The organism is Flagellatimonas centrodinii, from assembly GCF_016918765.2.
Lineage (GTDB): Bacteria > Pseudomonadota > Gammaproteobacteria > Nevskiales > Nevskiaceae > Polycyclovorans > Polycyclovorans centrodinii.
This window is the reverse complement of sequence record NZ_CP092104.1, coordinates 2,546,940-2,568,054: the sequence shown is the minus strand read 5'-3', so window position 1 is coordinate 2,568,054 and position 21,115 is coordinate 2,546,940. Positions and strand designations below refer to the sequence as shown.

Sequence of the window (21,115 nt, the reverse complement as noted above, 5' to 3'; positions counted from 1 at the left end):
AATAGCGGCCCTACCCCGCCGACCGAATCGGCAGGACCGCGAAGGGGAAAAGGGGTCAGGTGATGCTGTGTTCCAACAGCGCCAGGCGGCGCTCGGCCAGTGCCCGGCGGTGGGCGCTGCGGCCGTCCGGTGGCTGCTGGCTGGTGATGGCCAGCGGGCCTACTTCAAACCGCGCGAGCGTTTCTTCGAGCGTGGCGATGCGGTCGACCATGCCGCGGCTCATGGCTTCGGCCGGGCCGTAGACGCGACCGCCACCGAAGGTTTCGCGCACCACGCTCTGCTTGATGTCGCGGAAGGTGGCGAGGTCACCGGTGAACATTTCGCCGGCCTCATCAACACGGGCTTGCAGGTGCTGGCGGGCGCTGTCGCTCAGCGGTTCCCAGCTGTTGCCCTCGACCTTGTGTTCGCCGTAGTGGATGAACTCATGGCCGATGCCTTCGGCCTCAAGGTACTTGCTCCAGTCCTCATGCACGGTGTACACGCCGACGCTGCCGGTATCGCTGCTGGGCGATGCCACCACCTCGGTGGCAGCAGCTGCCAGCCAGTAGCCGGCGCTGGCCGACAGCGGGTTGACGACGCTGATGATGGTCTTGCGCGCACGTGCGGCAGCGATGTCACGCGCCAGCTCGGGCACACCGCCGATCACGCCACCCGGGCTGTCGACATCGAGGATGATCAGCTTGATGCTGTCGTCGTTCACTGCGGCGTGAAACTGCTGGCGGAACGCGGCAACGCTGAAGCCGCCACCGCCGCTGATGTCGTCCATCATGCTCATGCGGTAGCCGATAATGCCGACGATGGGCAGCACCATGACGGCGCCGCTGCGCTGGGCAATGGCGCGGTCTTCGCGCTTGCCGATCTTGGCGGCCAGCATGTCGGGCGTGTTCACCCCGCCATCGGCGGCAAACCGCAGAAACTCGAGCATGGCCGACAGCTTTTCGGGCTGCATGGCCCACACCTGCTGGGCGACGGCGGAGAGGATGCGGGCGTACTTCATGCGGGGTTCACTCCAGTTGGCGTGCCGCCGGACACGCTGCCGGCCGGCGCATTCACCGGCACCCAGTTGGCGGGGCGGGTGTAGCCGCCCAGTTCCGGGTTGGTGTTCAAATCTTCCAGCTCGCGGATCTCGTTGGCGCTAAGGGTGCTGATCTCGCGCATTGCCTTGTAGAAATTGGCGCGGCTGGTCATGTCGCCGCGCAGCAGGGCGTTCAGCGCGAATCGCACGAAGTAGCCCTGCGCCAGCTCCTCCTTGGTGAACAGCTTGCGGTTCAGCTCCTGCTCCCACTGCACCACCCAGGCCTGCAGGGTCCACACCACGAAGCCGATGAGGATCTGCTCGATCCCGGTGCCCCAGGTGGTGCCGCCTTCATGCGACTGCATGAGGATGAGCGGCACCCGGTAGATGCGGGCAATCTCGGCAAGCTGAAATTCACGGGTACCGAGAAACTGCGCGTCATCCGGGGGGATGGTGGTGCGCTCGAACTTCATCCCCTCTTCGAGAATCTTGATGCGGTGGGCGTTATCGAGCCCGCCCTGTTTGCTGAAGCTCTTGCGCAGGTTCTCGCTGGCTTTGGCATCCAGCTTGCCGGGGTGGTAGAGGAAGCCGCCAGACATGGCCTCGTTCTCATAGAACTTGGCGCCGTAGCGTTCGGCCGCCATGGCGAGGCCGATGCTCTGGCGGTGAAGGCTGATCTGCGAATGGCCGACATAGCCGTCATGCCCGAGGGCGCGCACGTGGGCAACGTTGCGGTGGTCCAGCTCGGCCGGTTGCTTGTCGATGTTGGTGCGGTACACCAGTTGCGCGCGGTCGTTCCAGCTCGGCCAGGTGTTCTCGGGGATGAGAGGCCACAGGCCTACGGTTCGGCCGCGCCCGTCTTTCTGGATCTCCATGTACCCGTTGCCCCACAGCAGGGCGTGGCTCTGGCTGGTTTGCCGGAGCGTGAACGGTGTCATGTAGGGGTTGGCCTGGTCTTGCAGCATGGCTGCCACCGGGTGCTCGTTGCGCTTGACGGCAACGCGCCCTTTGTCGGTGCGGCGGTACAGGTGCAGCGGCAACTGGCCGATGGTGTCGGCGATGATGCCGACGGCCGCATACACGGCGCTCACATTCAGCGCGGTGTATTCGCTCACGTTGACACCGCCAATGCTGCGCCCGCCACTCATAGCACGCAGCAGGAACGACTGCGGGTCGCTCAGCGACTGCGAGGGGCCGAAGGCGGCGCGCAGTACGCTCACCGGCTATCGCCCTTCTGGCTGTGGGCGAGGTCCAGCAGCACGGCAAACCCGATCAAACCCAAGCCGCCAACAATGGGGCCGGCTGGGGCGTACACCTGCCAGGCGCCGGCCGCCACGCACCCCAGGCCGACCACAGACAACGCGGCCGCGCCGCTGATGCGGGGCAGCTTTGGCAGCTTCGCTTTCATCAAATCTCCAGTTCCACGATGCCCCGTGTTTCGTACACGGAGCTGGTGTCTTCTTGTTCCGGTGGCCGCATGGCGCAGCCCACGGCTTGGGTGGCCGCCACGATGCCGTCGATTCGGCCGGTGGCCTTGTGCTTTGCAAACTTGCGGTTCTCGGCAGGGTCTTGCATCAGCACCGCGCTGGATGCGTTCCAGGTGAGCACCGGGTTTCGATGTATGCGGATGCGGCCGTTCAGTATCAGCGCCTCCAGCGCATCCACCGCCGGCCCCATGTCTCTGAAGCCTTGCCCAAACTCTACAAGCGGCAGATCGATGCCTTCTTCATCCAGCTCGCGGCGCAGGTCGTCGATCTTCCAGCGGTCGAAGGGCAGGGCAGTGATCTCAAAGTGCTCGTGCAGCCACGCCAGCCGCTTTGCGATGTAGCCGTAGTCGATGCTCTTGCCCGGCACGGCGGTGAGAAGACCGGCCTTCACCCACTTGCTGTACGGCACGCGGTCGCGGTCTTCGCGCTCGCGCAGGGTGTCGCCCGGCGTGTACTGCTCTACCCACAAGTCACCACCGCCTGCGTCGTCTGGGAAGAACAGCGCCAGGGCGGTGAGGTCGGTCTTCTTCGAGAGGTCGAGCCCGATGTAACACTGTCGGCCTTCGAGGCTGTCGAGGTCGGGATCCACCTGCACGGCATCCCAGGCATCGCGGCTGATCCATGCCGCCACGCTTTCGGTCCAGGTGCAGAAGTTAAGCCGGGCGACGATGTTCTGTTTGCTCGGCATGCCGCGCGCTTCGCGCACCTGCTCTTCCAGGTACTGAGGGTGAATGCTGACACCCAACAGTGGGTTGGCCTTGATCCACGTGGCCGGGTCGCGCATCCAGTCGTCGCAGTGTTCGCAGCCTTCCACCGGTTGGTAGTGGCCGTCTCGGGCGTGCCGCTTGCAGGCATCCAGCGTGCAGATGTAAGCGAACCATGAGTTGTCGTGGTAGCGCTCGCCCGGCTTCGCTCGCAGCACCTGCACGCTGTATTCATGGTGCTGGTAGCAGACCGAGTTGCGGTCATGCCCGCTGTTGGTGATCTCCACAATGAGCGCATTGCGCCGGCCCTTGGTACCGGCGCGCATCTTGTCGACGATGGTGGCCGACGGGTGTTCGTGCACCTCGTCGATGAGCGCGCAGTGCACGCGCTTGCCGTCGGCGCTGCGGCCCTCCGACGACACCGGCCGCATGTAGCTGCCGACGCGCGGGTTGGCGAGGTTGGTTTCACCAATGATCAGCCGCTTGAGTAGCGCGGGCGTGCTCTCACAGAACCGCTTGGCATCACGAAAGCAGATGCCAGCCTGGTCGCGGCTGACGGCGGCGCTGTACACCTCGGCGCCGGGCTCGTCATCCGCGAGCATGCAATACAAGCCGATCCCGGCAGCCAGCGGCGTCTTGCCGTTGCCCTTGCCGATCTCAATGTAGGCGGTGCGGAACCGCCGGTAACCATCTGCCCGGTACCACCCGAACAGGCTGCCGACGATGAAGCACTGCGAGGGCTCGAGGAAAAACGGCGCGCCATCATGCTCGCCATCACCAAACCGCAGGCCAGCGAAGAACGCATAGACGCGGTGCGTCTGCTCGATCCGCCACACCAGGCCGCGGTCCTTGGCGTGCTTCACGTCATCGAGGTGACGTGCACAGGCCGCACGCACGTGTGAGCCGGCGACGATCTTGCCGCGCACCACCTGCTGCGCGTACCAGGTGCACGGGTCCCGCTGCTGCAGTGGTTGTGCGCGAGGCCGTTTACTTGGCGGCCTTTTCACCGGCACGCAGCATGGCCTCCATCGGATCATCCGGGAACAGCATTCCCTGCCCGTTGTCGAGCGCCTTCACCCGGGCGCGGTCAGCAGGCGACAGGCCGAGACTGGCGATGGCCTTCATCATGTCGCCATAGGCGCGGTTCCGAATGTTTAGCCACTGGCTAAACATGGCGAACCCGTTGGGGCCCTTCACCACCAGGCCCTGGCCGTCGGGGTCCTCGTCGGCGAGCTGCTGGATCTTCAGCAGCGATCGCTTCCACAGCGACACCGCTTCGCAGTACCCGGCCACCGCCATGCGGTCGACCTTCGACACCAGCCGCGCGGCCACCAGGTCGGGCACGATCACGTCCCACTCGGCGCGGGCATCGTCGCTCAGATACTCCGGGCACTCAGGTGCCTCGATGTCGAACTGCGGTTCATCCTCGTTCACCGGCCGGCGACCCGCGTTGCCGGTCACAAGCCGAAGGTGCGAGGGCATCGGCTTCGGCCCACGGAGTCCCATCGGTCACATCCTCATTGGTGTCTGTCGGTGCTGATCCCCCCTCCCTCAGCCATACCCCCCCTCCAAAACCCGCGCATTTCCACGCAAGTGAGCAAAGGACGGTTCCGGGGGGTGCGACCCCTCGACTTTTGACCCCCCTGCGCCACAAGAACGGGGGTGTCACGCCACAGCAGGCCCTATGCGGTCAGCGGTGCCAATGATGGCTGGCGCCCAGGGGCAGGCCATCGGCATCGCAGCCTCGCATCACGCCGCCGCGCTCTTCCTGCGCTTTGACGCTGTCGTGGCACTCCTTGCAGAGCGGCTGCCAATTGGCCTCATCCCAGAACAGGGCGCGATCACCGCGGTGCGGCACCACGTGGTCGACCACCGTTGCTGCAGTGGTGCGCCCCACCTGCTGGCACAGCCTGCACAGTGGGTTCGCTGCCAGGTATCGGCGGCGTGCTCGCAGCCAGCGATTGTCGTACCCACGTTGGGTGCGCGTGCCGCGTTGCTTGTCGTAGCTGCGGCGTGCTGGTGTGGTCACTGGGGCGTAAACGACAAAGCCCGGCGCATTGCTGCTGCCGGGCTTTTCGATTGTTTCGGGCATGGTTGGAGAGCCATTCCGGCTCTCTTACTCACCACGTGGGCGGGATCAAATTGTGCGGCCAGACTATGCGGGGCATTTCTCAACTGTCAACCCCGGCCCGTATTGCCGGCCCACAGCGGCCTGCCTCGGCGTATCAGCCGCACCTCGTCGGGGCTCCCCATGCGCTCACTAACCGCACCCAGCGCCCTCCTGCGGAACGCCTCCACCATGTCAGTGCTGGCCAACCGAAACCGTCGCGCCACCTCAGCACGCGGCCGCCCCACCACGTACACCATCACCAGAAACTTTCGCTCGAACTGCCCCGGCAATGTGCACACCGCCCGCTCGAATCGCTCAGCACCATCAACATCCAGCGGCTCCCTGCCCGCTGCCGTCACCCGCTCATCATCCGGCCGTGGCGCAACGTACCGGCCCTCGGCGCTCGCGCACGTCATGCGCTGCAGCCCACAGCCCGCACGTGACCATCGGCCCCAGTTCACCGCCCGGGCATCCATCGCCTCCAGCTCCGCCGCCGTCATCACGCCACCCGCCGCGCAGCCAGCGTCACCACATTGCCCGCATCACCACTCACCGCCCGCCTGTGCGCAGCGAACACCGCCGCCTTGAAGGCAGGGAAGCTCCCGAAGTCCGCCTCCCGCAAACCCAACTGCCCGCCCCGCTCAACGATGCCCGCCGCCGTCTGGTGCCACGGCACCGCCTGCTGCTGGCTCAGCACCTGCACCTCCATCTCATCTTCCCACCGCTCACCCCGCAGCCATGTTGCCGGGTATGGGATGTACCGCCCCTCATTCCGCATCCACTGGTCCGAGCGGCGTTGCGCCTCCACCGCCGCCACCACCCGCTCAACTGGCGGCAGCAGGTGCTGCACCTGGCGCCACGCCTTGCGCGCATCCGCCTTCGCCACCCGACGCGGCCAGACGGCCCAAAATTGTTCGAACTCAGCGGCGAAATCGCGCACGTGCATGGTTTCTCCTAGTTATCCACAAGAACCCCACCCAACCAACGGCCCCCCTTCCCCACAGCGCACAAACGCGTGAGAGAAGGAAGAGACCGTTTCCCAACCCGCCGAAGCGGAGAGTGATGCGTGACCCTCGCCACGCCCCAGGCTTCACTCTTCGGCCAGCCCCCGGGTTCTGGGGTAGTTGCCCCACGGCCCCACCGGGCCACCGGTACCGCTTCCGCCCTGCTCAGGCCCGCGTCGGTGCGCGTGTCTTTTCTCCGGTGCGGGCGATGCAACCCCATCAATCACTTTCGGGCGCCGGTGACCCATCGAAATCGCTACCGTCGTCGGAACTGCCTCGCCAACTGCTCAGCAGCCCGCGCACAGTCAACGCACCAGCGCGTGCCCAGCACACGCCGCCGTCTGTCATCGGGGATCTCGTCCGCGCACACCGCGCAGAACTGCGGGCCCAACTCCGCAAGGGGCAGCCTTGCCGCCGCCTGCACCTGCTCGATACGGCTCAGATCAAGCGCCTGCGCCCGGTCAATGGCATCAACCATTGCCACGCTCCAGCTGCTCAACCATCACCGCTCGCAGCGCCGCCCCATGCGTCAGCAACGCATCCAGGTCATGCAGCGCCGCCGGCAGGTGCGGCACATCCGCGCCATCGATGCGGCCATCAGCCACGATGGGCGCCAGCGCCTCAATCGTCGCCGCAAACTCCCGCATCAGCGCCGTTGTCTGCAGCAGGTCTGCCGCCGCCTCACCGCCCCGGGGTATCGGCACCGGTAGCAGCCCATAGCGCGCCGCCAGGTCCTGCACACATGCAGCCCTGAACGGCTCCGCCAGGCAATCAACCCACGCCTCCTCCAGGTCACACGGCATCCGCGTGCAATCAATCTCCGGGTCCATCATCCGCGTCAGTTGGTTCCAGATCGCAGATGCACGGCCCGCAAACCCACCGAACTCATCGCGCACAAACGCAACCGTGCGCGCACCCTCCGGCACCAGCTGCTGGTAGCGCTCCGCCACCGCAGCCGCAAACACCGTCATCTTGTGCCGGCCCCGCAGCCGCATCGCCTGCGTATGGCGCCAAATGCACTCACTGCGCGTTTCCGCGCCCGCGTGCGGGTGTATCGACTCACTCATGGGCAACCCCTATGCGCACTGGCAGGCTGCGCACATGGCACAACCGCAGCCGCAGCCAAAGAAAAGCCCAGCCCCCGCAAAGGGGCCGGGCAACAGCCACGCACACAGCGCGGCCGGAGGAGAAAAGGTGCCGGCACCCCACGTGCGCGCCGGCGGCGCATCGACTTTCGCCAACCGGCAGGGGAACCGGCGTGCGGGCGGGTGGGGTCCGCCGGGGAAAGCGAGCTACAGCCGAGGTTTTGCCTACATCTGGGAGCAAACATCAGCACCCCCAGATTCACTCGGCATCAATTCAGGGGGCACTTCCAGGCCGCTGCGGGTGATTGCAGCAATGACCCTGTCTGCGATGCGGTCAGGTAGCTCAGGCGGCCACTGGTGTACGGCCTGCCGAGAGCATCCGATGGCGCTCGCCAGACGTGCCGCCCCCTTGAAGTGCGCGATCGCATCAGCCTTCGTCATTCGACAACCTTACGAAGGCGTCAAGTCTGTGTCAATCAGTCTTTACTTTCGAAGTGAGACAATCGCCGCATGGATATAGGACGCGCCGAGTTGATCCGGAATGCCCGCCTCAATCGGGGCATGGGCGCAGCCGAGCTTGCGCGCCGGATGGGCGTTTCTCGGCAAACTATCCATAGCTGGGAGACATCCGACAGCGTCGAAATCAAGGCATCGAACATGCGCAGGCTTGCGCAGATCCTGAATCTCACCTTCTTCGAATCCGGCGGAACCGGGGACGACAGCGACGCATCGGAAGTCAACGAGAAGAAAGCAGCTTTTAATCTCGACAGTCGGCCAGTCGGCGTTCACATGCTTGAGACAGCCATACAGGTTTTCACCTCCCGCATGGAGATGGTCAGCAACGAATTACGGGAAACAGACCGGCTCACGCATCAGTCAGCCTGTGAGACGGCAGACCGTATCGCCAGCAAGCTCAAAGAGCACACGAATGAACTGGATCGGTATATCGACGTGGCGAAGCGGGCGTTCCAGCTGGAGCTGAACCGCTAGTCCCCCAGCGTCACATCGACAGCCTCGAAGGCGCCACTGTCGTCGAGCCTCATCTTCACGATGTATCGTTGCCTCAGCATCACGCCCATCCGGTTGCTGGCGTCCACGTGAGCTGAAACCCACCACGTCCGCATATTTTCCGCGTGCCGGAATCCAAACTCGTCTCTATTCCAGTTGCAGCTGGGGAATTCGGCTGTCTTGGGCGCTACAAGCTGCGTGCGAACCGCAGCAATCGAGAAAGCGCAGGCCCTGGCGCGCAACGAGTCCTCCCTTGACATCGGAGGCCTTTCCGAGCGAGGCGTGGATTGATGATCCACCAGCGCGCCATTCACGATCCAGACGCCAACAAAGCCGGCCGCCACAGCGAAGAACAGCGCCCGACCCCGAGAGCGAGTGGGCTTAGGCGTTCCGCAGACGGGGCAAACTGATGCAGACGTACTGACAGGCTTTTTACATTCACGACAGGGCTTCAATGCCATCGTTGATCTCCAATGTCTTGTCGGGACCCTACCGCAATCCCACCGCACGGGCAAAATCTGGAGTTTCGTAAAGCGTGCTTGACATTCCAACTTGACGGCTTTACGGTTGTCGCCACGTTCAGTCGTGAGTCAACCATGCCCAGCAATGCCACAGCCGCCCACCCCATCCGCGCCGCAGCGCGCCACTGCACATTGTGCGGCCGCCCCGTCAGCGGCCCGCACCGCCTCACCGACAACGGCGCCATCTACCACCTCTCCTGCGCAGAGGCCGACAACATCGACGCCCCCGGCCCCGAACAAGCCGGCCGCTTCACCGTCAACGTCGGCGCCTGCGGCACCGTCACCGTCGTAGTCAACGCCCTCAACGAAGCTGACGCAGCCGAAAAGGCAGAGCACCTTGTCAGCATTGGGGATGCAGACATCATCGACGGCCTCGATGTCACAAGCTCAGACGTAGACCACGACCTCACCGAGCCCCTCGACTCTCTCGAATATCAGGCACTGCGCGACGCAGCCGACGCCAAAGAGATCGCCGAAGCCACCGCCTACGCCCAACAGAAACTGGCCGCGCACAGCGCCCGGGCAGGTGCCCAATGAGCACCCCCCTCTCCACCCCCATCCGCGCCGCCGACTACCCCCGCCACACCCGGGTTGCCGACGTAGCGAAAGCCTATGCCGCTCGCGGCTACCGCCTGCGCCCCACCCGCCGGGGCCTTATCGCAGTTCGGGTGGCGCGTTAATGAACCGCGCCCCCCTACAACACAGCCCGCAGCAGCCGCTGAAACCGCGACAGGTTCAACTGCGCACCGGGCGAACCCAGCTCTTCACCCGCCTGCAGCCAGGCGACATCCCGCAGCGCGCTGATCGGCGTCACCGGATCGGTGGCCGAAGCTTCATCGATCGCGCAGCGCAATTCCCCTTCCGTCATCCCGTCGGCGCGGTCTTGCAGCTTGACGAACGGCGCCAGCTCCCACTGGCCCTTCGCCGCCTTCTCGAACGGCGAGAACGTCATCTCAGCCAGCCATGCCACCCACACCAGCACCGCCAGTGCCGCCGACGCAGTGCTGCCGGTGAGCGTGAGAGAGGCCATTGCAGCGGTTGCACCCACCGCCGTAAGTGCGCGGCATATGTACCCCACCCACCGCCAGTAGGCGCAGTGGAGCGTCAGCAACCGCGTGTTGTAGTGCAGCCGAAAAAGCGCCTTGTATTTGGCCTTGTAGGCCTCGTCGTTATCCATCGCATCGCTCCGGTTAATCCCGTGGGGGCGGCGGCGGGGGCGGCCGTGGCGGCTGGTGCGATTTCTTCACCACGCCCTGGTCCACGCAAGCACCTCGCATCCAAACCCGTTCCATGGGCCGCTCCTTCTTCTTGTGGCGATGTTCGTTGGCACCAGCATCCTACAACAGAGGGTGCGGCCCGCCATATCCCGCTGCGCGCCGCGCAAAACACGGCCGCCTGACATGCACCTCGGCCCCCTCACCCGCACCGAAGCCGCACTCCTGTGCCGGCTCGCCGCCGCGCGTGGGGGGCTCACCCACATCACCGCAGCCCGAATGGCCAAGCGCGCCGAAGGGCACCGCAGCAAAGCCAGCATCGTCCTCGCCCAGGCCCAACTGCAGCAGCTCGAAGCCCAGGGCTACACCGAGCACCACCCCGGCCCACGCGGCGGCAGAGGCTGGCGCCTCACCGACCTCGGCCGCGTCGCCGCCAGCGATTCCAAATGAACGCCCCCACCGCCCACAGCCCCGACCTCGGACAGCTCAACGCACAACTGCGGTGGCTCGACAAACACATTGCCATCACCGCCAACAACAACGCCCGCCTCGTCCACCGGCGCGCCATGTACCCCCATACCGCCGCCGAAATCATCGGCGGCCTTACCCGCATCCGCGCCAGCCTCGCTTGGCTGCGTGACCAAAAGGCAACACAGGAGCAACACGCCGCATGAGCCCACACCCCCCTGACTCCGCGGTCATCAAAGGCAATCAGCTTGGCCTGACCGTGAAGCGCATCACCGCCTACGCCCGCATGTGCGCCCGGTCAGACCTCGAATCGTTCTGCCGCTGGAACGACCTCGACGGCCACGCCTGGTGCGACACCAGCGCCATCCACCCCGAAGGCCGCGAGTGTTGCATCGGGCTCGACCTCTCGAAGAAGACCGACCTCACCGCCCATCCCAAACACCCGCACCTGGTGCGCATCGACATCGAAAAGGCAGATCGCACATGACCCGGCACACCAACCTCGGCAATCGCCTCGCCACCAGCATCTACATGTGGATGCTCCGAAACATCGCCCACAAGCGCCCACCCAACTTCGTCATCGGCGACCCCGCAGACCCCCTGTTCAACATCTACCTGCACCAGATACTGCGTAGCGACGACGACCGCGCCCTGCCCCCCCCCACGCCATGCTGCTGCTGGGGCTTGTCATGACAGCCTTCGCCGTCTACGGCGTCAGCCGCCATTCCATCAAGCGCCGCCTCACTCAAAAGATCAGCCGGTGGGACGAGCGCCCCGGCGGTGTGCGCGTCTGGCTCAGCGAAGACGAATGGCTTGACCGCATCGAGCACCGGACCGATGAGCTATTCCAAAAGGTCCGCCCCACCCGCATAGGCGATGCCTATGACGCGCCCCAATACGCCGAGCAATTCATCCGCTTGGCCGACCCGCAGAACTTCCACAGCCTGCACATCCGCGCTGCATATCACGACAAGCGAAAGCTAAACCGTCACGGCCAGCCAACCCTCACGTGGGTGCCACTGGAGCAACTGCGCGGCTTGCCGCAGGCGGAGGCAGCATGAAACAGATGCACGACGACCTCGTCATGGATGGCGTCAAACGCCATGCCATCAAGCACGCGGAGCGCACCGGCGCCTACAAGCGCATCACCGCCTACGCCCGCATGTGCGCCCGCTCAGACCTCGAATCGTTCTGCCGCTGGAACGAACTCGACGGCCACGCCTGGTGCGACACCAGCGCCATCCACCCCGAAGACCGCGAAGCCTTCATCGGCGAGGCCCTGTGGGTGCTCCAAAGCGCCGGCCACCTCATCGCCCATCCCGAGCACCCCCACCTGGTGCGCATCGACATCGAAAAGGCAGATCGCACATGACCCGGCATATCAACCTCGGCAATCGCCTCGCCACCAGCATCTACATGTGGATGCTCCGAAACATCGCCCACAAGCGCCCACCCAACTTCGTCATCGGCGACCCCGCAGACCCCTACCTGCGCCGCTGGTACGTCATCCCCCGCAACCCCCTGTTCAACATCTACCTACACCAGATCCTGCGTAGCGACGACGACCGCGCCCTGCACTGCCACCCCTGGCTCAACATCAGCCTACTGCTCGCCGGCAGCTACACCGAACGCCTGCCCGCCCGGCAACGCCAGCAGCCCGCCATGGACTACCGCCCCGGCTGCACCCGCGACGTACAGCGCACCGCCGGCACCCGCAGCGGCATCACCTGCCGCACCGGCCGCATGCGCCACCGCCTCATCGTCACCGAAGGCGCCCCACCCTGCTGGACCCTCTTCATCACCGGCCCCGCCTACCGCCGCTGGGGCTTCTGGTGCGCCCAAGGCTGGCGGTACTGGCAGCACTACGTCAGCCCCGACAACCGCGGCACCACCGGCAGAGGCTGCGGCGCATGAACGCCCCCAGCCCAACCCCCGCCTACATCAGCCGCGCCGCCCGCCGCGCCCAAAAGCGCCGCGCCCGCGCAGACGAACTGCGTGCCGCCACCAGCGCCCACGACCTCGCCCGCAGCGGCTACCTCACTGGCACCAAAAACCTCGCCCAGCTACAGCAAGCCGCCGTCCGCCTCATGCGCGCCCGCGTGCCCGCACAGCGCGCCAAGGCCCAATGGCTCTACTGCCTCGCCCGCCGCATCACAGACCGCCGCCTCATCCGCGTCAGCCGCAACCAAGCCGGCCACCTGCTCGCCAACAGCAACTACCTCGTCCAACACATCGCCACCCTGGAGGCCACCTCATGCTCGCAATCCTGATCCGCCGCGCACTCAAAGGCACCGCCATGACAGCCCCCGCCCTGCACGACATGCTCGACCGCGAGTTCACCCTTCACGACATCCAGGCCGCTGCAAACAGCCTCATCAGCACCGGCCGCCTGCACTGGCGCCGCAACCACAATGGCCGCCCCGAGTACTACCGGCCCGATGCCCCGCCACGTCCCGCAGGCCACAACCCCGGCGGCGAAACCATCGAGCCCAACATCCCCTCGCCACCCAAGCGGCATCCCAGCAAGAGCCCGCCAAAACTCAAAGTGCTACGCCACATCGCCGACAACCCCGGCAGCACAAACCGGCAAGTCACCGCCGCCTTCGGGTGCAACCCCACCGCCGCCAGCAGCGCACTCAGCGGCCTCACCCAAACCATGCGCATCGTCGCTCGCCCCGGCACCAAACCACGGCAATACGACATCACCGAACGAGGCCTGCGCGCCCTCAACGGCTACCAGCGCAACCCCATCAAATGGACTGACAACATCATCACCCCCACCCGCCGTCAGGCCCCGTCCGCCCAGCAGGCCACAACAGCATGAGCCGCCGCCGCAACATCCGCGCACAGCGCCGGCTCAAGGACCGCATGCGCTGGGAGCACGTCATGCCGCAGAAGAAGGGGCGGCGCCGGTGACTCGCCAATTCATCTTGCCCCTGGCCGAAGAGCTCATCGTCGACATCGGCCTGCGCATGCTCAACCCGCGCGAGCTGTACCGCGCCCAAGGGTTCCCCGACGGCTACATCATCGAGCGCGGCCACGACGGGCGCGTGTTCACGAAGAGCGCCCAAGTGCGCATGGTCGGCAACAGCGTCAGCCCCCAGCCAGCCGCAGCGCTGTTGGGCGAGAACCACGCGCCCCGCATCGAGCAGACGAGGGCCGCAGCATGATCGAGTCCTACCCCCTCTACTGGCCCGAGGGTCGGCCCCGAACCAGCCGGGGCGAGCGTGAGCGCTCCCGGTTCGACACCAGCTTTGCCCGGGCCCGCGATGAAGTCGTGCGCCAGGTCGAACTGATGACCGGCCGATACGAGTGGATGCGGCGCGAGGCCGGGCTGATCCTGTCCACCAACATGCCCCTTCGCCGCGACGGCCTGCCACTGGCCAGCGCTCGGCCGCCGGATGACCCGGGCGTGGCCGTGTACTTCAACTACAAGGGCAACCCGGTGTGCTTCGCCTGCGACCGCTGGCTGACCGTGGCCGACAACATGCAGGCCATCGCCAAGACCATCGACGCCCTGCGCGGGATCTCGCGCTGGGGCACCGGCGACATGATGGAGGCCGCGTTCAAGGGATTCACTGCCCTGCCGGCGCCGACCGAGCGCGGCTGGCGGGACGTGCTGGGCCTGCTGCCGGGTACGGCACCCACCCGTGCCGACATCGAATCAGCGTTCCGCCGTCGCCGGTCCGAGACACACCCTGACCGCGGCGGCAACTCCGACGAGTTCCATGCGGTGCAAGCGGCGTATCAGCAGGCCCTGAAAGAGGTGCCGCAGACGTGAACTATCACCTGCACCACGGCGACTGCATAGAAGTCATGCGCTCCCTGCCGGACGCGCACTTCGACAGCATCGTAACGGACCCTCCGTATGGCCTCGGCAAGGCGCCGGATGCGCTCGCGATGCTGCGCGACTGGCTGGAGTCCGGTCATCACGACGTGAAGGGTGCCGGGTTCATGGGCAAGGCGTGGGACTCCTTTGTCCCGCAACCGGCGGTCTGGAAGGAAGCGCTGCGCGTGCTCAAGCCAGGCGGTCACCTGTTGGCGTTCGCGGGCACGCGCACCTATGACCTGATGACGCTGGGCCTGCGCATCGCAGGCTTCGAGATTCGCGACTGCATCCGATCGCTGAATGGGCGTGAGGACTATCCGGCGTGGGTGTATGGCTCTGGATTTCCGAAATCGTTGGACGTCTCGAAAGCTATAGACAAGGCGGCTGGGGCGGAGCGCGAAATAGTTGGCTACGACGCGAGCAAAGCTCGCCCGAACAAAGAGGGATTCGCCAAGGTTACTGCTGCCGTTGGCGAGCGGGACGGAAATGCGGGCCACAAGGACAACGGTGCAACCACTACCGCCCCCGCCACCCAAGCCGCGCGCCAGTGGAAAGGCTGGGGCACCGCCCTGAAACCCGCATGGGAACCGGTGGTGGTTGCGCGAAAGCCGCTGGCCGGAACTGTCGCGGCGAACGTGCTCGCGCATGGGACGGGGGTGCTGAATATCGACGGGTGCAGGGTCGGAACCGAGGATCAATTGCGCGTCGGCAGCGGCGGCATTCCCTGCCGACACGACGAGCAGACGCCACGTTCTCGTCAAGGCGAACCCAGCGCCGACCGCCGCTATGACACCGCCGGCAGCACCAACTTTGCAGCCACGCCCGGCCATCGCGGCGGAGACCCTGCCGGCCGCTGGCCAGCGAACCTGATTCACGATGGTAGCGATGAAGTAGTGGCAGCCTTTCCGCAGGCGCCCGGCCAGATAGCCAAGGCCAGCACCAGTGACTCGCAGCGTGCCGGCCAGAACACCTACGGCGTCATGGCGCGTGGCTCCAATGGGCAAGTGCCCCGGGGCGATACCGGCAGCGCCGCCCGCTTCTACTATTGTGCCAAAGCCAGCGTCCAAGACAGGGACGCCGGCCTCGAGCACATGGCGAAGCTCAGCGGCGGCATGGTCAGCAACACCAGCGGACAGCACATGACGCGGCGTGATGAGGGCTATCAAGTCACCCCGCGGGCGAACAATCACCCCACCGTGAAGCCGACGGACCTGATGCGCTACCTGCTGCGCCTGGTCACCCCACCGGGTGGCGTCACCCTGGATCCGTTCGCCGGGTCCGGCAGCACCGGCAAGGCCGCCATTCTTGAGGGCTTCGAGCCCACGCTGATCGAGCGTGAGGCGGAATATCTCCCCATCATCCGCGCCCGTTGCGACTGGGCAGTGCGCGAGCGAGCACGGCTCACATCACAGGGCTCCCTCTTCCCCGAGGTCGCCGCATGACCCACCACCAAACACCCCGAGAGGGCCGCGCAGCAGAGCATCGCTGCAATCCAGAGGCAGGGCGCATGCTGCCCGTCGCTGGTAGGCCCGCACTGAGCCCTGTCCGCCGAGCTGCCGGCGGATGGCACCCGTTGCAAAAGACCGGCGCAGTTAAATGCCGGGTGACGCAACCCGGGACGAGGGTAACCCGGACCTATTTCAGTGGGGGTGCCGCATGAACGCCCCCCGCTGCCCCGTAGGCGTCATCGAGCATCAGGGGGTGTCGCCGTGATCGCGCTGAAACGCCCGCTGCCAAGGAATGCGGTCTTGCTCCCGCTCATCGATCGTGCACTGGCCGCGGACGCCGCACTTCGTGCACCGAGCCCGGGCGGCCAGCGTCGTCAGCGGCGTGTCCGCCTCCGGCCCAGCGCCGTATTTCGGGTACCGGACAACTCTGCGGGCCAGATGCCCGCACGCCCCGCACGTCCACGTCTGAGTCCACCTCGCCATCGCCGGAGGGTACCGCGCTGCAATCTCATCCGGCGAGACAACAGGAGCACCGCATGAACACAGAAACGAATCCCGCTGGGACTATGGCCCGGCTACAGGCTGCCGAGGCCGAGTTGCAGCGGCTGCGGGGGCAGGAGCCGGTGGATCGATGCTACAGCAGTGACGATGGAGACATCTGGTTTGATGCTGATTGCGACATCAACTTGCTGGAAAGCATCAATCCCGCCGTCTGTGACGTTGTGGAATTGTTGGTTAGCGTCATTGGCTGGCGAGAGAAGTTCAAAGTAGTAGCCGCGCCCGACGACGACGGCAACGGCGAATACGAGGTTGAGCCGTTGTCGCCGCGCAATCTCTACCCCGCCCCCGTCCCGCCGCCTGACGTGCGGGAGCTGGTGGAGCTGGTCCAGCAGTTCGAATCGCAAGCGTGGGACGGATGCACTTTGAGACGGCGCGATGATCCGCTTTGTCAGCGTGCCCGCGCCGCACTCGCCAAGTTCCGGAGGGAATCATGAGCAAGAAGCCAACGCCAGCGCCTTGGAACGCCGATACGCACGAGCCAGTGAGAGGCTCGACCGGGGGTGTTCGACACCGAGTCACAGGCGAACATAACGGCGACAAGATCATCGGCATGACCGAAACCGACTATCTGCATGCTTTGAAATGCGTCAACCGTTGCGCCGAACTCGCCAAGCCCGCGCCGGTCGCGGTGCCCGACCTGACATGGCAAGACATCCGGCTCGAAATCGGCGAGGTGAGCCGGGGGTCATGGGACGGTGCCGAAACGATTACCTTCAAAGCGGACGCGCTGTTGCGATTCATCAACAGCAAGCGCCGTGAAGCCATGATCGCCGCCGCCCCTCAGCCGCCAGCGCCCGCCGTGGACGTGGAGGCGGTGCGGTCGGTATCTGAAAGTCTAAGGACGATCCTTCACGAAGATCATCCGCTACTTGTAGAACTCGTCCGCGCCATCGGAGACGAGACATGAGCAACTCCGCCGCGGTTGAGCCCAACCTGCTGCCCGTCAAACCGGGAACGCTGTCACCGCAGGACCGAGAAACGTTGCGCGAAGCTGGCGTGATCGTGATTGAGCACGAGCACCCGGAGGAGCTGCGACTGCTGAGGGCGAGCACTGAACTATCAGCGAGCGAAATGCTGGAATGCGCCGCCAAGGCCCTTCTGCACCACGGCGACCACTACAACCGGGGCCACGATCAGCGCCAGATGTTTGCGAAGCTACTGTGCGAAGCGATTGTTGACAACAGCATCGACCAGGGCGCCGCAATGGAGCGCCAGTCATGAAGCAATACAGAGTCTGGTGTCCAGACCATGGGCAATGCTACGCAGACGCCAAGCAAATTTTCGCCGACAGCTTCACCGAAGCTGCTCAAACATGGGCGAAATGGCGTGACGCAACAACCACCGAATACGCGATTGCAAACGGGGAGCCAGCAACCGTGCAGGTCCACGACTGCAAAACAGGCCGCTGCTTGACGATGATCGTACAAGGCGATGCAGCGCCGACGTATCGCGCGCGGCTGAAGATCGAGCCGTCACCCGCCCATGCGGAGCGCAAGCCATGACCGTCAACCGCCCCCACAAAGACCCGCACGGGCGCCTGCTCGAACTCCTCGCCCGCCAAGCCGTGCGCGAACATCTCACACAGCAAACCGCACCACGGCGCGCAGAACGCAGCCGCCGTCAAAATCCCCCCTCGACCGCCCAGCGCCAAAAGCCGTAGCCTGCCCCCGCATGAGAGCCGCCGCCTACGCCCGCTACAGCAGTGACGCCCAGCGCGATGCCAGCATCGACGACCAGCTGCGCAACATCCGCGCATACTGCCAACGCGCCGGCTGGCCAGCACCCACCGAATACACCGACGCCGCAATCTCCGGCAGCCGCAGCGACCGCCCCCAGTATCAGCGCATGCTCGCAGCAGCAGAAACAGGCGCCCACGACATCCTCCTCGTCGACGACATCAGCCGCCTCAGCCGCGATCAGATCGAATCCGCCCGCGCCGTCCGCATGCTCACCCACTGGGGCATCCGCCTCATCGGCGTCAGCGACGGCATAGACACCGCCCGCAAAGGCCACAAGCTCGAAGTCGGCCTGCGCGGCATCATGTCCGAAGCCTACCTCGACGACCTCGCCGAAAAGACACACCGCGGCCTCACCGGCCAAGCCCTCCAGGGCCGCAGCGCAGGCGGCCTACCCTACGGCTACCGCAGCACCGACACCCCCGACGGCCATGGCCGCGCCATCATCCCCGCCCAAGCCGACATCGTCCGCCGCATTTACCAACTCTACGCAGACGGCAGCGCCGCCCGCGCCATCGCCGCCCAGCTCAACGCCGAACGCATCCCCGCCCCAAGGGGCGGCACATGGACCGTCAGCGCCATCTACGGCGACACCAAGCGCGGCATCGGCATCCTCGCAAACCCCATGTATGCCGGCCGCTGGATCTGGAACCGCTCCACATGGGTCAAAGACCCCACCACCGGCCGCCGCACCCGCCGCGAACGCCCCGAAACAGAGTGGATCATCACCGACCACCCCGACCTCCGCATCATCCCCGACGACCTCTGGCGCGCCGTCGAACAACGCCGCCGCGCCGTCAACTACAAAACCCGCCAGGCCCAAGCCAAACACGGCCCCCGCGCCCGCGCAGGCAGCGGCCCCCGCTACCTCTTCAGCGGCCTCCTCACCTGCGCCACCTGCGGCGGCAGCATCGTCATCGTCGACCGCTACCGCTACGGCTGCTCAACCCACAAAGACCGCGGCCCAAGCGTCTGCAACAACAGCCGCAAAGTCCCCCGAACCACCATCGAATCCCACCTGCTCGCCGGCATCAAAGCCGAGCTGCTCAGCGAAACCGCATACCAACAATTCCAACAAGCCGCCCGCGCCGCCCTCAAACAAGCACAACCCAACATCGACAGCGCCCGCGCCCGCCTCCAGCAAGCCCAGCGCGAGCGCGACAACATCATCACCGCCATCCGCCAGGGCATCATCACCCCCAGCACAAAAGCCGCCCTGCAAGCCGCCGAATCAGCCGCCAGCACAGCCCAGGCAGAACTCCACGCAGCACAAAACCAGCAGCCAGCACAAATGCTGCCGCGCGCAAGGGAGATATGGAAACGGATGGTCAACCAACTCGCCGAAATCGACGACATCGCCAGCGCGCGAGAAGCGCTGCGCGAACTGCTCGGCCACATAACAATCAGCCCGCACGAGGCGGGCTGGATCGCAGAACTACATGGCGGCCTGAATACCGCAAGTCAGATAAACGTGGTAGCGGGGGCAGGATTCGAACCTACGACCTTCGGGTTATGAGCCCGACGAGCTGCCAGACTGCTCCACCCCGCACCAGACAGACGACGAGTATACAACGTTCAGCCAAACGCCTCAACTCCGTCCCCCCGAAAAACTTGCCACTCCGGCACCGATCCACTGGTGCCCACGGGGAGACTCGAACTCCCAAGGCTCTCGCCGCTACCACCTCAAGGTAGTGTGTCTACCAATTCCACCACATGGGCGTCATTCGGGGGCGCGAATCATAGCGCCTGGGCGGGGAATCTTCCAGCCCCAGGCGCCAAAAAACTTACTCGGGAATGACCGGCGTCGGCGCACCGGCAGGATCAACCTCCGCAGGCGCTTCCACTGACGGCGCGCCGATGCGATCAACCACGGATTCGACCTGACGATCGCCATGCACCAGATACGCGAGGGCCAGGCTGATGACGAAGAAACCCGCCGCCAACCATCCGGTGGTGCGGGACAGAAAGTTGGCTGACCCCCGCGATCCGAACACGGTGCCGGACGCCCCACTGCCGAAGGCAGCCCCGGCGTCCGCACCTTTGCCATGCTGGATCAGGATGAGCCCGACCAGCACCACCGAGATGACGACTTGAACAATGACGAGAGCGGTATACATGAATTTTATTGACCGTTACGGGCTTGCGCGGCGGCACAGATTGCCAGGAACGCGCTTGCCTTGAGTGAGGCGCCGCCGATGAGACCGCCATCGACATCCGGCTGTTCGAACAGCGATGCGGCGTTCTCCGCATTGACGCTGCCACCGTACAGCAGGGGGACCGAGCCGGCGATTTTAGCATCCGATTCGGCCAGGCGGCGGCGCAGGAAGGCATGTGCCGCCTGCGCCTGCTCAGGGCTTGCGGTGCGGCCGGTGCCGATCGCCCAGACTGGCTCATAGGCGATCACGGCATCCCGCAACGCGGCGATGCCGGCTGACGCTACTACCGCATCCAGTTGCCGCGCCAGCACGGCCTCGGTCGACCCATCCTCACGATCAGCCAATGTTTCACCGAGACAGAGCACCGGCACCAGGCCGCAGACCTGTGCGGTGACAAACTTCTGGGCCACCCTTTCGTCCGTCTCGCCGTACAGGCTGCGCCGCTCCGAATGCCCCACAAGAACATAGCGACACCCGAACTCCTTGAGCATGTTGCCATGGATCTCGCCGGTAAACGCTCCGGCCGCGGCCTGCTCACACAGGTCTTGCGCCCCGAGGCGAATCGGTGATCCGCCAATCTGCTGACCGACGCCGTCCAGATAGACCGCGGGCGGACAGACCGCCATCTCGATGGCGCTGTACTTCTTGGCCTCGAACACCAGTTCGCGCAGCAGGGCCGCGTTGTCATCGCGACTTCCATTCATCTTCCAGTTGCCGATGACCAGGCGGGTTCGTGACATGTTGTTCTCCTGAGCTTCAATTCGATCAG

The 21,115-nt window shown here is 65.4% G+C and carries 34 protein-coding genes, 2 tRNA genes and 2 pseudogenes; 20 read left to right on the top strand and 18 right to left on the bottom strand.

Translation table 11 applies throughout. From position 1 onward, the window contains the following. Nucleotides 1-55: 55 nt before the first annotated feature. The 11 genes from JN531_RS12205 to JN531_RS17445 form a co-directional block, all read right to left on the bottom strand. A complete protein-coding gene (locus JN531_RS12205) occupies nt 56-997 on the bottom strand; it encodes a S49 family peptidase (protein ID WP_228349136.1) in 942 nt (313 codons plus the stop codon). Beyond that, complete coding sequence (locus tag JN531_RS12200; protein WP_228349135.1) at nt 994-2,235, bottom strand: phage portal protein; 1,242 nt, start codon at nt 2,233-2,235, stop codon at nt 994-996. Before JN531_RS12200 ends, JN531_RS12205 begins: the two co-directional genes overlap by 4 nt. Then, nucleotides 2,232-2,423: a hypothetical protein gene (locus JN531_RS12195; protein WP_228349134.1), complete on the bottom strand. Its 192-nt coding sequence runs from the start codon at nt 2,421-2,423 to the stop codon at nt 2,232-2,234. Before JN531_RS12195 ends, JN531_RS12200 begins: the two co-directional genes overlap by 4 nt. Then, a complete protein-coding gene (locus tag JN531_RS12190; protein WP_228349133.1) occupies nt 2,423-4,219 on the bottom strand; it encodes a terminase large subunit in 1,797 nt (598 codons plus the stop codon). Before JN531_RS12190 ends, JN531_RS12195 begins: the two co-directional genes overlap by 1 nt. Beyond that, complete coding sequence (locus JN531_RS12185; protein ID WP_228349132.1) at nt 4,194-4,712, bottom strand: P27 family phage terminase small subunit; 519 nt, start codon at nt 4,710-4,712, stop codon at nt 4,194-4,196. Before JN531_RS12185 ends, JN531_RS12190 begins: the two co-directional genes overlap by 26 nt. Before the next feature lie 184 nt (nt 4,713-4,896). Beyond that, on the bottom strand, nt 4,897-5,298 hold the full coding sequence (locus JN531_RS12180) for an HNH endonuclease (protein ID WP_228349131.1): 402 nt from the start codon (nt 5,296-5,298) through the stop codon (nt 4,897-4,899). Between the two features lie 86 nt (nt 5,299-5,384). Further along, the gene (locus JN531_RS12175) at nt 5,385-5,819 is read right to left on the bottom strand and encodes a hypothetical protein (RefSeq protein WP_228349130.1); all 435 of its coding nucleotides are present in this window, start codon (nt 5,817-5,819) and stop codon (nt 5,385-5,387) included. Continuing rightward, a complete protein-coding gene (locus JN531_RS12170) occupies nt 5,816-6,262 on the bottom strand; it encodes an LvrA C-terminal domain-related protein (protein WP_228349129.1) in 447 nt (148 codons plus the stop codon). Before JN531_RS12170 ends, JN531_RS12175 begins: the two co-directional genes overlap by 4 nt. Nucleotides 6,263-6,576: 314 nt before the next feature. Beyond that, the gene (locus JN531_RS12165) at nt 6,577-6,798 is read right to left on the bottom strand and encodes a TraR/DksA C4-type zinc finger protein (protein ID WP_228349128.1); all 222 of its coding nucleotides are present in this window, start codon (nt 6,796-6,798) and stop codon (nt 6,577-6,579) included. After that, nucleotides 6,791-7,387 carry a DUF8585 domain-containing protein gene (locus JN531_RS12160; RefSeq protein WP_228349127.1) on the bottom strand — a complete coding sequence of 199 codons (597 nt, stop codon included), beginning with the start codon at nt 7,385-7,387 and terminating at the stop codon, nt 6,791-6,793. Before JN531_RS12160 ends, JN531_RS12165 begins: the two co-directional genes overlap by 8 nt. Nucleotides 7,388-7,630: 243 nt before the next feature. Then, on the bottom strand, nt 7,631-7,846 hold the full coding sequence (locus JN531_RS17445; protein ID WP_366522378.1) for a Cro/CI family transcriptional regulator: 216 nt from the start codon (nt 7,844-7,846) through the stop codon (nt 7,631-7,633). Between the two features lie 69 nt (nt 7,847-7,915). On the opposite strand from JN531_RS17445, the gene JN531_RS12155 reads away from it, so the two are divergent. From JN531_RS12155 to JN531_RS12145, 3 genes are all read left to right on the top strand, one after another. Then, a complete protein-coding gene (locus JN531_RS12155) occupies nt 7,916-8,395 on the top strand; it encodes a helix-turn-helix transcriptional regulator (protein WP_228349126.1) in 480 nt (159 codons plus the stop codon). 614 nt (nt 8,396-9,009) lie between these two features. Further along, a complete protein-coding gene (locus JN531_RS12150) occupies nt 9,010-9,471 on the top strand; it encodes a hypothetical protein (RefSeq protein WP_228349125.1) in 462 nt (153 codons plus the stop codon). Beyond that, the gene (locus JN531_RS12145) at nt 9,468-9,614 is read left to right on the top strand and encodes a hypothetical protein (protein WP_228349124.1); all 147 of its coding nucleotides are present in this window, start codon (nt 9,468-9,470) and stop codon (nt 9,612-9,614) included. The genes JN531_RS12150 and JN531_RS12145 overlap by 4 nt, the downstream gene beginning before the upstream one ends. Nucleotides 9,615-9,628: 14 nt before the next feature. Here JN531_RS12145 and JN531_RS12140 read toward each other — a convergent pair whose 3' ends face one another. Then, on the bottom strand, nt 9,629-10,111 hold the full coding sequence (locus JN531_RS12140) for a hypothetical protein (protein WP_228349123.1): 483 nt from the start codon (nt 10,109-10,111) through the stop codon (nt 9,629-9,631). A gap of 223 nt (nt 10,112-10,334) precedes the next feature. On the opposite strand from JN531_RS12140, the gene JN531_RS12135 reads away from it, so the two are divergent. The 17 genes and pseudogenes from JN531_RS12135 to JN531_RS17440 all read left to right on the top strand — a co-directional run. Then, entirely contained in the window at nt 10,335-10,598 is a 264-nt protein-coding gene (locus tag JN531_RS12135) for a hypothetical protein (protein WP_228349122.1), read from the top strand. Further along, nucleotides 10,595-10,822 carry a hypothetical protein gene (locus JN531_RS12130; RefSeq protein WP_228349121.1) on the top strand — a complete coding sequence of 76 codons (228 nt, stop codon included), beginning with the start codon at nt 10,595-10,597 and terminating at the stop codon, nt 10,820-10,822. Before JN531_RS12135 ends, JN531_RS12130 begins: the two co-directional genes overlap by 4 nt. After that, nucleotides 10,819-11,103 carry a hypothetical protein gene (locus JN531_RS12125; protein ID WP_228349120.1) on the top strand — a complete coding sequence of 95 codons (285 nt, stop codon included), beginning with the start codon at nt 10,819-10,821 and terminating at the stop codon, nt 11,101-11,103. Before JN531_RS12130 ends, JN531_RS12125 begins: the two co-directional genes overlap by 4 nt. After that, complete coding sequence (locus JN531_RS12120) at nt 11,100-11,309, top strand: hypothetical protein (protein WP_228349119.1); 210 nt, start codon at nt 11,100-11,102, stop codon at nt 11,307-11,309. The genes JN531_RS12125 and JN531_RS12120 overlap by 4 nt, the downstream gene beginning before the upstream one ends. Then, nucleotides 11,285-11,677, top strand: coding sequence for a hypothetical protein (locus tag JN531_RS12115; RefSeq protein ID WP_228349118.1), 393 nt, complete (start codon nt 11,285-11,287; stop codon nt 11,675-11,677). Before JN531_RS12120 ends, JN531_RS12115 begins: the two co-directional genes overlap by 25 nt. Then, nucleotides 11,674-11,988 carry a hypothetical protein gene (locus JN531_RS12110; protein ID WP_228349117.1) on the top strand — a complete coding sequence of 105 codons (315 nt, stop codon included), beginning with the start codon at nt 11,674-11,676 and terminating at the stop codon, nt 11,986-11,988. The genes JN531_RS12115 and JN531_RS12110 overlap by 4 nt, the downstream gene beginning before the upstream one ends. After that, on the top strand, nt 11,985-12,530 hold the full coding sequence (locus tag JN531_RS12105) for a hypothetical protein (protein WP_228349116.1): 546 nt from the start codon (nt 11,985-11,987) through the stop codon (nt 12,528-12,530). Before JN531_RS12110 ends, JN531_RS12105 begins: the two co-directional genes overlap by 4 nt. Next, nucleotides 12,527-12,886 carry a hypothetical protein gene (locus JN531_RS12100; RefSeq protein ID WP_228349115.1) on the top strand — a complete coding sequence of 120 codons (360 nt, stop codon included), beginning with the start codon at nt 12,527-12,529 and terminating at the stop codon, nt 12,884-12,886. Before JN531_RS12105 ends, JN531_RS12100 begins: the two co-directional genes overlap by 4 nt. Continuing rightward, nucleotides 12,871-13,440, top strand: a complete 570-nt coding sequence (locus tag JN531_RS12095) for a hypothetical protein (RefSeq protein ID WP_228349114.1) — start codon at nt 12,871-12,873, stop codon at nt 13,438-13,440. Before JN531_RS12100 ends, JN531_RS12095 begins: the two co-directional genes overlap by 16 nt. A 124-nt stretch (nt 13,441-13,564) precedes the next feature. Continuing rightward, nucleotides 13,565-13,786 (top strand): annotated as a pseudogene (locus JN531_RS12090) (DNA cytosine methyltransferase); the annotation flags it as partial. After that, entirely contained in the window at nt 13,783-14,397 is a 615-nt protein-coding gene (locus JN531_RS12085) for a J domain-containing protein (RefSeq protein WP_228349112.1), read from the top strand. The pseudogene JN531_RS12090 and the gene JN531_RS12085, both read left to right, overlap by 4 nt. Further along, nucleotides 14,394-15,887 carry a DNA methyltransferase gene (locus JN531_RS12080; RefSeq protein ID WP_228349111.1) on the top strand — a complete coding sequence of 498 codons (1,494 nt, stop codon included), beginning with the start codon at nt 14,394-14,396 and terminating at the stop codon, nt 15,885-15,887. The genes JN531_RS12085 and JN531_RS12080 overlap by 4 nt, the downstream gene beginning before the upstream one ends. 542 nt (nt 15,888-16,429) lie before the next feature. Beyond that, on the top strand, nt 16,430-16,888 hold the full coding sequence (locus tag JN531_RS12075) for a hypothetical protein (RefSeq protein ID WP_228349110.1): 459 nt from the start codon (nt 16,430-16,432) through the stop codon (nt 16,886-16,888). After that, the gene (locus tag JN531_RS12070; protein WP_228349109.1) at nt 16,885-17,361 is read left to right on the top strand and encodes a hypothetical protein; all 477 of its coding nucleotides are present in this window, start codon (nt 16,885-16,887) and stop codon (nt 17,359-17,361) included. Before JN531_RS12075 ends, JN531_RS12070 begins: the two co-directional genes overlap by 4 nt. Continuing rightward, nucleotides 17,358-17,675 (top strand): hypothetical protein, encoded by a 318-nt coding sequence (locus tag JN531_RS12065; protein ID WP_228349108.1) that lies wholly within the window; start codon nt 17,358-17,360, stop codon nt 17,673-17,675. The genes JN531_RS12070 and JN531_RS12065 overlap by 4 nt, the downstream gene beginning before the upstream one ends. After that, complete coding sequence (locus JN531_RS12060; protein ID WP_228349107.1) at nt 17,672-17,956, top strand: hypothetical protein; 285 nt, start codon at nt 17,672-17,674, stop codon at nt 17,954-17,956. The genes JN531_RS12065 and JN531_RS12060 overlap by 4 nt, the downstream gene beginning before the upstream one ends. Then, nucleotides 17,937-19,163: pseudogene (locus tag JN531_RS17440) on the top strand (recombinase family protein); the annotation flags it as partial. The gene JN531_RS12060 and the pseudogene JN531_RS17440, both read left to right, overlap by 20 nt. Here the strand turns inward: JN531_RS17440 and JN531_RS12050 are convergent. The 6 genes from JN531_RS12050 to tpiA all read right to left on the bottom strand — a co-directional run bounded on the left by JN531_RS12050 (nt 19,134) and on the right by tpiA (nt 21,086). Next, complete coding sequence (locus JN531_RS12050) at nt 19,134-19,412, bottom strand: hypothetical protein (protein WP_228349105.1); 279 nt, start codon at nt 19,410-19,412, stop codon at nt 19,134-19,136. The pseudogene JN531_RS17440 and the gene JN531_RS12050 overlap by 30 nt on opposite strands. A 9-nt stretch (nt 19,413-19,421) precedes the next feature. Then, nucleotides 19,422-19,586: a hypothetical protein gene (locus tag JN531_RS12045; RefSeq protein WP_228349104.1), complete on the bottom strand. Its 165-nt coding sequence runs from the start codon at nt 19,584-19,586 to the stop codon at nt 19,422-19,424. Nucleotides 19,587-19,662: 76 nt separating this feature from the next. After that, nucleotides 19,663-19,739 (bottom strand) — tRNA-Met (locus JN531_RS12040). Nucleotides 19,740-19,824: 85 nt separating this feature from the next. Continuing rightward, a tRNA-Leu gene (locus tag JN531_RS12035) sits at nt 19,825-19,909 on the bottom strand. A gap of 65 nt (nt 19,910-19,974) precedes the next feature. Beyond that, nucleotides 19,975-20,307: a preprotein translocase subunit SecG gene (gene secG / locus JN531_RS17375; RefSeq protein WP_228349103.1), complete on the bottom strand. Its 333-nt coding sequence runs from the start codon at nt 20,305-20,307 to the stop codon at nt 19,975-19,977. Nucleotides 20,308-20,312: 5 nt separating this feature from the next. Continuing rightward, on the bottom strand, nt 20,313-21,086 hold the full coding sequence (tpiA, locus tag JN531_RS12025; protein ID WP_228349102.1) for a triose-phosphate isomerase: 774 nt from the start codon (nt 21,084-21,086) through the stop codon (nt 20,313-20,315). Nucleotides 21,087-21,115: the final 29 nt, after the last annotated feature.